Origin of the sequence: Roseomonas sp. TAS13 (assembly GCF_001950415.1) — a bacterium.
Classification (GTDB): domain Bacteria; phylum Pseudomonadota; class Alphaproteobacteria; order Acetobacterales; family Acetobacteraceae; genus Roseomonas; species Roseomonas mucosa.
Genome location: NZ_BDLP01000020.1, coordinates 21,420 through 28,297, shown reverse-complemented (window position 1 = coordinate 28,297; position 6,878 = coordinate 21,420). Strand labels below are relative to the sequence as shown.

Genomic DNA, 6,878 nt, shown 5'->3' with positions numbered 1-6,878 from the left:
GCCAGGGCCTGCTGCCGCAGCCGGGCACGGGCGGCGGCCCCGGCGGCGTGCTGGGCCCGTTCCTGCGCCATGCCCAGTCCGGTCTGCAGCAGCAGCAGGACGGCGGCGGCGGCGAAGGCCGTCCAGCCCGATCCCCCCCCTGGGCCGGGCACGGCCTCCGGGAAGCCGAGCAGGGCGGCGAGCAGCGTGGCGATGAACCAGGCCTGGGCGATGCCGCAGACGGCCGCGGCGAGGCCGAGGCCGGTGGAGCGGAGGAGGCGCGGACGATCCTCGCGCGCGACCCGGGACAGGAGCCGACGGGCCGCCGCGTCATCCGACTTGGAGGACGACATGGCGGCACCCTCTAGACCACTCCGCTTCCGCATGCACCCTTTCCTCCGTTCTTCCTTGGTCTCGCGAGGGTCTCGCATGCTGCGCCAGCATGGCCGCCACGACTACCACCCCTGGCCGGAACGACCGCGCTGGGCCTGGCCCAATGGCGGGCACCTCGCGGTCTATCTCGGCGTGAACCTGGAGCACTTCGCCTTCGGCGAGGGCCTGGGCGCGGAGCTGGCGCCCGGCGGGCCGCAGCCGGACGTGCTGAACCATGCCTGGCGCGACTACGGCAACCGGGTGGGTGCCTGGAGGCTGCTGGAGCTGCTGGACGAGCTGGGCGCGCCCTGCACCGTCCTGGCCAACAGCGCCATGTACGGCCACGCGCCACAGCTCATGGCGGCGCACCGGGCGCGGGGCGACGAGATCGCCGGGCATGGACGGACCAACAGCGAGCGGCAGAGCGTGCTGTCGGAAGAGGCCGAGCGGGCGCTGATCGCCGAGGCGACGGCGGTGCTGGCCCACCACGAGGGCCGGGTACCGCGGGGCTGGCTCTCGCCCTGGATCGCCGAGAGCGTGGCGACCCCTGACCTGCTGGCCGAGGCAGGCTATCGCTACACGCTGAACTGGTGCAGCGACGACCAGCCCGTCTGGCACCGCACCCGTTCCGGCCCGATCCTCGCCATCCCCTATCCGCAGGAGGTCAACGACATCCCCGCCATCGTGGCGCGCAAGGACGGGGCTGAGCAGTTCGCGGCGATGATCGTGGCGGATTTCGACGAGCGGCTGCGGCAGGTGCGGGACGGAAGGGCGCAGGTGATGGGGATCGCGCTGCATCCCTATATTGTCGGGCAGCCCTATCGGCTGGCGGCGCTGCGCCGGGCCCTGTCGCATGTGCTGTCCCCCCACCCCGAGGTCTGGCTCTGTACCGCAGGGGCGATCCACGACCATGTCGCCGCGCTGCCGGCCGGATCCTGCCCGGGCGGATAGGGCGTTTCGTCCGGCTGCGGCCTCACGCGTCCGGACGATGTCCGTTTCATGAAGAGTGCCGGTTTGAAGCGGCGCCCCAGGGCCGTTTGCGGAAGGGGTGGCCGAATCGCGGGGGCATGCTGCCGGGTCCGGTGAATCCATGATGGCTGCCGGGGGCATGGCAGGGATTGGACAGACCAATTCCGCGCGACGGGGAAGGATGCCGCACGCACGAGTTGCCTTATGTGTTACAATCCCATCAACTGGATGAGCAGTCCGGCGTTTGCACCGCAACAAAGCGTAGCATTTTGCCACGTTTCGCTTCGGGTTTAGCATTATGGCAACCTGTGATGCGTTTTTCTCGCAAATCTCTTAATATAGACATTCCTGGTACGCACTCTCACGGACTGGGATCACCGCCTTGTCGCTCCACGTCCAGTTCCGCATCGTCAGCACTTGGAGCCAGGGTTTCCAGGCCGAGATCGTCATCACCAATGGCGGGCAGGTCCCGATGCTGCGCTGGGTGCTCTGCCTGACTCCCAGCTGGCAGATCCTGGAGATCTGGAACGCCCGCTATGACGGCCAGGGCGCCCAGGGCGACCCCGTCTGCCTGCATCCCGAGGGATCGGAACCGCTGCATCCGGGCCAGAGCTCGACGATCGGGCTGATCGCCAGCGGCGCGCCCCTGATCCCCTGCATCAAGTCCTGCTGGGACGGCGGCGGCCCGCCGCTTCTCCAGCCATTGCCCGGCTGCCGATGTTGAGTGCGGTGCTGACAGACGGCTCCGCCTTCATCGCCAGCAGAGCAGGAAGTCCAGAAAGCTGAGGACGTAGCCCAGCATCAGGAAGAGAAAGCCCAGGATCACCAGGAACAGGCCGATCACGTATTTCATCGTGGCGAGGCCATAATCCACCAGCGTCCAGCCGAACCGCACCACGGCGCGCCCTCCATAGCAGGTGGGGGACGGCGCCGCCCGGTCCTGATCCACCGCCAGGAGCTGGGACATGGCACAGGATGGGGGGACGAGGCCGGCGCCGCTGACCGCCTGTGGAGAGGCGACCAGGAAGGCCAGAAGAAGGAGGGGCCGCAGAAGCCTCCGCGCGGAACCGTCGAGGATCGTGGCGAACATCACGGGCGAAGCTGCGGCAGGGCACCGTGCCGGTCCAGCCCGGTCCACGCAACCCTGCCGCCGGCCCGCGCCGTGGCACCATCGGCCAGCGCCGCTGTCGCCATGCCCCCCCAACCAGGTCAGGGCAGGCGGTGGATCGGCACCGGCTCGGTCCGCAGCCAACTGGGCCAGCCGACGATCCTCTCGATGCCCACGAGCAGAAAGGACAGGAGCAGCGCCGCCAGGATCACCACGGCCTTCCGGCGCCCAGGCGGATGGCGCCACCACTGCGCCATCTGGATCAGCAGGCGTGTCAGAGGGTCCATGCCACCCCGGCGTGCTTGGCCAGCGCCCTCATCAGCCGGTCGCGCGTGGTCTTTGCCTGGAGCAGGATTCCGGTCCGGCCTGCACCTCACCCTGCCAGCGATAGGTGTTTTCGGCCGGCGTGACCTGCACGCAGGCCGCCAGCCGCGCCGCAACCAGGGCCCTGGCGATCTCCCCCGCCCTGGCGCCGCTGCACACCGCCGAGGACAGCACGACAAAGCCTTCCTGCACCCTCATCCCGGGTTTCTTTCCGCTGTGAGCCAGCCCTCGTCTACGATCCGGACGGGTCCGCGCGGCCTGCCGGGCCTTCGCGGCTCTGGCATTGGGAGGCGGAGAATGCAAGAAGCCCTCCACCATGTTCCCGTCCTTTCCCCGTGCCCGGGGCCCCGCGCGGTCATGCCGGCGCCGTGCCCCATGGATGACCCAGTGGCCGATGCTGGCGTTGCTCACGGCAACGCCGCTCGCGGCCGCGCCCAATCTGCGGGGACCGGATGACCTGCGCGGCAAGGAGGTCTGGGCCATGGACGAGACGCGCATCGGCACGGTGAACGGCGTCACCGGCGCCCCGCCTTCGGCCGTGGTGAGGATCCTGCCCAGTCCGGCCCTGGGGATCGGGACGGCACCCTTTTCCGTGCCGGCCAGCCTGCTGCGGGATGCGCCGGAAGAGCGCCTGGTGCTGGACATGACGCCTTGGGAGTTCGAGGCCTCGGTGGTCAAGGCCCAGGTCGAGGCCCGGGTGAAACCGGTGGCCAAGCCCCCGGCACCGCCGCGGTGACGGCCCGTTTCCGGAAGCGGACCGCGCGCCTCCGGTGAGAGGCGCGGCCGCGCCGCCGCCGGGGATGCCCTTCTTCCGTCAGCGGCCGGGCCTCCCCATCGGCGCGGCTTCGGCACGACCCGCGAGGCCAGGGGTGGAGAGCGCGACGATCGCCACGGGCGCCGTGCCGGTTTCCGGCATGCCCAACCTGGCCGCGACGCCCGGGCTGACATCGAGGATGCGGCCGCCGCGATGCGGTCCCCGGTCGCGCACGCTGACGACGGCCGAACGGCCGTTGCGCAAGTTCGTCACGCGGGCCTGCGTGCCCAGCGGCAGGGTCCGGCTAGCCACCGTGTCGGACCCCGGGTCGAAACGGCCGCCATCGGCCATGGGCCTCCCGGCGAGGCGCCGGGAATAGACCGAAGCATGGCCACGCTGCTCCTGCGTGGCCTGCCGCTGCGCCCCGTGACGTGGCGCGGGATGCCGCCCGGCCACGGGACGCGGGCGATGCTGCGTCCCCTGGCCGGTATGGTGGCCGGTATGGTGGATGGTGTGATGACTGGCATGAGGGCGATGCGGGGCGGCATGCGGCTTGGCGGCAGCAGCGGCCGTCGTCCCGCCCGTCATGGCACAGGCCACCATCGCGATCCCCAGGATCACTTTCTTCCATTCGGTCAAGCGTGACCCCCCTTGCCTGTTGCGGATCCCCATCCGTGGCAGAAAGCCCAGTTCGTGGCCCGGGGTTGCTGCCGCAAGGGCTCGGAGCCGTGCCTGGCCTCCGCCGCAGCCTTGCTTCCACAGTGGGCTTGTCCCGACCGGATGGGACGTTGGGAGGATGCCTGGGCACTTCCGGCACGCGCATCCACCCCGGATGGAGACTCCCGGATGGCGCCGTGCCGCAGCAGCCTGCCTTATCCCCGATGCCGGCCGAGCACGCGTGCGGCCACCATCAGGACGATACCCAGCCCGATGACGATGGCCGTGGCCGGCGAGGTCCGCACGGTTTCCAGGATCGCACCGGGCACCCAGACCAGGGAATCCAGGACCCGGCGCGGTACCCAGAGCAGGGTTTCCCAGCCCACCGCATAGGCCGCGATCCCAAGCGCCACGAGGAAGGTTCCGAGGGACCAGAGCTTTGCCGACATGCGTTCCTTGATCGTTTCTGAGGTGGCCACCCGGTCCGCCCCCACGGCCGGCGTGGAAGCCGTCATGGAGCGAGGGGGCACGCTCCTTCACGGCGCGGTGAGCAGCAGGTGTTTCCGCTTGTCACCGGCGCCCCACCCACGGCCACCATGGCTTCAACCGGTGGATAAGAGCCGGCGGGCGGTGGAGGCAACGATGACGGTGAAGACCATCCTGCGCAACAAGGGCTCCGAGGTGATCAGCGTGCGGCCGCAACTGCCATTGGTGGAGGTGGCGCGCATCCTCGTGCAGCACCGGCTTGGTGCCGTGCTCGTGCGGGAGGCGGAGGAAGCGGCGGGACCTGTTCTCGGCATCCTGTCCGAGCGTGACATCGTGCGGGCGCTGGCCGGTGATGCGGGCTCGGTCGATGGGCTGGTGGCCGCCGACGTGATGACGCGTGTGGTGCACACGGTGGCGCCGGAAACGCCGATCACCAAGGCCCTGGAGATGATCACGGACCGCCGGGTGCGGCACCTGCCGGTCTATGAGGGCGAGACCCTCTGCGGCATCGTCTCGATCGGGGATCTGGTGAAGGCCCGCATCGAGCAGGCGGTGGGCGAGGCGGAGGCCCTGCGGGACTATGTGACAGCCGGGTAGCCGGAGCGGTTCCGCGGCAGAGCGCGGCGGCCGGTTCGGAGGTTGGCATCGGCGGCTGAAGAGTCGCCGGTTCAACCGGCATCCTTGGCGACACCCTGCCGCCTGAGGATGAAAGCGGCCGGCACGGTGCAGAACGGGCGCAACTCGTCCTGCTGCCGGCGAGGCACGCATCGGTGCGGCGCGGAAGGCCGCGCAGGATCGCGACGAAGGAACCCGAAGCAGGCGCCGTTCCGGAAGGAAACGATGCCAGCCTTCTGTCCCATGCGGAAATCGGCATCTTCCGCAACCAGGCGATGAACACCAGGCGCGCCAACGGCCAGGTTTGCCCCACAGGGACATGACAGTCCGTCCTCAGCTGCACGCTGGAAGGCCAGTCCCGCGTGCCCTTCCGCTCTCGGTATGCTACCTCCCTGATCCCCCGGTCCAGCTCGCTGAAGCCGGGCGGCACAACTCATGGAATTCCAAAGTGCCGATAGCAGCACCTCGACCGCAGCCTCCCTTGCTCAACAAGCCTCAGCTGGCACGTATCCGCGCCTATCAGACACCATCCGATGCCATGGCTGCCTGGCAGGTCTTCTCCACGTTTGGGCTCTACCTTTTCACGATCACAGCAATGTATGCCGCCACCGACATCTCGGTGTGGCTCACACTGGCTCTCTCCATTCCGGCCGCCGGCCTGATCGTGCGCATCTTCATGCTGCAGCATGATTGCGGCCATATTGCACTGTTTCGATCCGCCCGGTTCAACTGGTTCGCCGGCGGCGCCTGCAGCCTGGTGACGCTGACACCTTTCGCGTACTGGCGGCGCCTCCATGCCCGCCATCACGGCATGTGGAACAACCTCGACAAGCGCGGCATCCCGGCGGACTTCTATTCGGACTGCCTGACCCTTGCTGAATATCGGGCTCTTGGCCCGGCGCGGCGCTGGCTCTACCGCACCACACACCACCCGTTGCTGATCCACATGGTTCTGCCATCCGTGATCTTCATGGTGCTCTACCGCCTGCCTTTTGACACGCCACGGTCCTGCCGGCGGGAACACCTCAGCGTCTACCTGCTGAACTTCTCGCTGGTGGCTGTCTTCACCACCCTCGTCCTTGCCTTCGAGCTCTCGGACGTGCTCCTGGTACACCTGCCCAGCATTGCCCTGGCCGCCACAATCGGGATCTGGCTGTTCTCGGTGCAACACCGGTTCGAAGAGGCACAGTGGACGCGGCAGCAGGACTGGAACCTGCCCCAGGCTGCCCTACACGGCACCTCCTACCTCAAGCTGCCGCGGGTGCTGCAATGGTTCAGCGGCAATATCGGCTTTCACCATATGCACCACCTGCGTCCCGGCATTCCCAATTACCGGCTACAGGCCAGTCATGAAGAGTGCCCGGACATTTCCGGCGCCGCCACGGTGCTCACGTTGCGTGACGCTCTCAGAGCCCCCAGTTTCGTGCTTTGGGACGAGGATCTGGAGCAGATGGTGCCTTTCCCATCCCGGTAAGGCTTCTCGCCTGCCGTGGCGCCAGGGAAGTCGGCTGTTTTTCCTGCGGGAGAGTTTCTCGGCTCTCCCGGCTCTGCACATGATGCCAAGTGCTCATCAACGACCTGGGCCGGGGCACAGGTCATTTCCCGTGTGGGGAG

At 68.5% G+C, this 6,878-nt stretch carries 10 protein-coding genes and 1 pseudogene; 5 read left to right on the top strand and 6 right to left on the bottom strand.

Translation table 11 applies throughout. The features are described from left to right. Positions 1 to 365: pseudogene (locus tag ROTAS13_RS03520) on the bottom strand (thiol reductant ABC exporter subunit CydD); the annotation flags it as partial. A 43-nt stretch (positions 366 to 408) separates the two neighbouring features. Between ROTAS13_RS03520 and ROTAS13_RS03515 the strand changes: the two are divergent. Both ROTAS13_RS03515 and ROTAS13_RS03510 read left to right on the top strand, forming a co-directional pair. Then, positions 409 to 1,302: a polysaccharide deacetylase family protein gene (locus ROTAS13_RS03515; protein ID WP_075821559.1), complete on the top strand. Its 894-nt coding sequence runs from the start codon at positions 409 to 411 to the stop codon at positions 1,300 to 1,302. 400 nt (positions 1,303 to 1,702) lie between these two features. Then, positions 1,703 to 2,044, top strand: a complete 342-nt coding sequence (locus ROTAS13_RS03510; RefSeq protein ID WP_075821558.1) for a cellulose binding domain-containing protein — start codon at positions 1,703 to 1,705, stop codon at positions 2,042 to 2,044. A 27-nt stretch (positions 2,045 to 2,071) separates the two neighbouring features. Here the strand turns inward: ROTAS13_RS03510 and ROTAS13_RS03505 are convergent, their stop codons facing one another. The 3 genes from ROTAS13_RS03505 to cutA form a co-directional block, all read right to left on the bottom strand. Next, positions 2,072 to 2,410, bottom strand: coding sequence for a hypothetical protein (locus ROTAS13_RS03505; RefSeq protein WP_058390203.1), 339 nt, complete (start codon positions 2,408 to 2,410; stop codon positions 2,072 to 2,074). A 119-nt stretch (positions 2,411 to 2,529) separates the two neighbouring features. Then, positions 2,530 to 2,715 (bottom strand): hypothetical protein, encoded by a 186-nt coding sequence (locus tag ROTAS13_RS03500; RefSeq protein ID WP_019459965.1) that lies wholly within the window; start codon positions 2,713 to 2,715, stop codon positions 2,530 to 2,532. A 31-nt stretch (positions 2,716 to 2,746) separates the two neighbouring features. Next, positions 2,747 to 2,950: a divalent cation tolerance protein CutA gene (gene cutA, locus ROTAS13_RS03495; RefSeq protein ID WP_037252081.1), complete on the bottom strand. Its 204-nt coding sequence runs from the start codon at positions 2,948 to 2,950 to the stop codon at positions 2,747 to 2,749. A 181-nt stretch (positions 2,951 to 3,131) separates the two neighbouring features. Between cutA and ROTAS13_RS03490 the strand changes: the two genes are divergently transcribed. Beyond that, positions 3,132 to 3,488 carry a hypothetical protein gene (locus tag ROTAS13_RS03490; RefSeq protein WP_139323258.1) on the top strand — a complete coding sequence of 119 codons (357 nt, stop codon included), beginning with the start codon at positions 3,132 to 3,134 and terminating at the stop codon, positions 3,486 to 3,488. Positions 3,489 to 3,566: 78 nt separating this feature from the next. Here the strand turns inward: ROTAS13_RS03490 and ROTAS13_RS03485 are convergent, their stop codons facing one another. Together ROTAS13_RS03485 and ROTAS13_RS03480 are read right to left on the bottom strand one after the other, a co-directional pair. Continuing rightward, on the bottom strand, positions 3,567 to 4,145 hold the full coding sequence (locus ROTAS13_RS03485) for a septal ring lytic transglycosylase RlpA family protein (RefSeq protein WP_075821557.1): 579 nt from the start codon (positions 4,143 to 4,145) through the stop codon (positions 3,567 to 3,569). Between the two features lie 233 nt (positions 4,146 to 4,378). Then, the gene (locus tag ROTAS13_RS03480; RefSeq protein WP_226946098.1) at positions 4,379 to 4,678 is read right to left on the bottom strand and encodes a hypothetical protein; all 300 of its coding nucleotides are present in this window, start codon (positions 4,676 to 4,678) and stop codon (positions 4,379 to 4,381) included. Between the two features lie 127 nt (positions 4,679 to 4,805). Here ROTAS13_RS03480 and ROTAS13_RS03475 point away from each other — a divergent pair, with 127 nt between their 5' ends. Together ROTAS13_RS03475 and ROTAS13_RS03465 are read left to right on the top strand one after the other, a co-directional pair. Next, entirely contained in the window at positions 4,806 to 5,246 is a 441-nt protein-coding gene (locus ROTAS13_RS03475) for a CBS domain-containing protein (protein ID WP_019459969.1), read from the top strand. A gap of 499 nt (positions 5,247 to 5,745) precedes the next feature. Further along, positions 5,746 to 6,738, top strand: coding sequence for a fatty acid desaturase (locus tag ROTAS13_RS03465; RefSeq protein ID WP_075821555.1), 993 nt, complete (start codon positions 5,746 to 5,748; stop codon positions 6,736 to 6,738). Positions 6,739 to 6,878 lie beyond the last annotated feature (140 nt).

Bases quoted from the DNA above. Each gene is read 5' to 3' on its own strand.
- ROTAS13_RS03515 (WP_075821559.1), top strand. From the start codon at position 409: ATGCTGCGCCAGCATGGCCGCCACGACTACCACCCCTGGCCGGAACGA.
- ROTAS13_RS03505 (WP_058390203.1), bottom strand. From the start codon at position 2,410: ATGTTCGCCACGATCCTCGACGGTTCCGCGCGGAGGCTTCTGCGGCCC.
- ROTAS13_RS03500 (WP_019459965.1), bottom strand. From the start codon at position 2,715: ATGGACCCTCTGACACGCCTGCTGATCCAGATGGCGCAGTGGTGGCGC.
- cutA (WP_037252081.1), bottom strand. From the start codon at position 2,950: ATGAGGGTGCAGGAAGGCTTTGTCGTGCTGTCCTCGGCGGTGTGCAGC.
- ROTAS13_RS03490 (WP_139323258.1), top strand. From the start codon at position 3,132: ATGACCCAGTGGCCGATGCTGGCGTTGCTCACGGCAACGCCGCTCGCG.
- ROTAS13_RS03480 (WP_226946098.1), bottom strand. From the start codon at position 4,678: ATGACGGCTTCCACGCCGGCCGTGGGGGCGGACCGGGTGGCCACCTCA.
- ROTAS13_RS03475 (WP_019459969.1), top strand. From the start codon at position 4,806: ATGACGGTGAAGACCATCCTGCGCAACAAGGGCTCCGAGGTGATCAGC.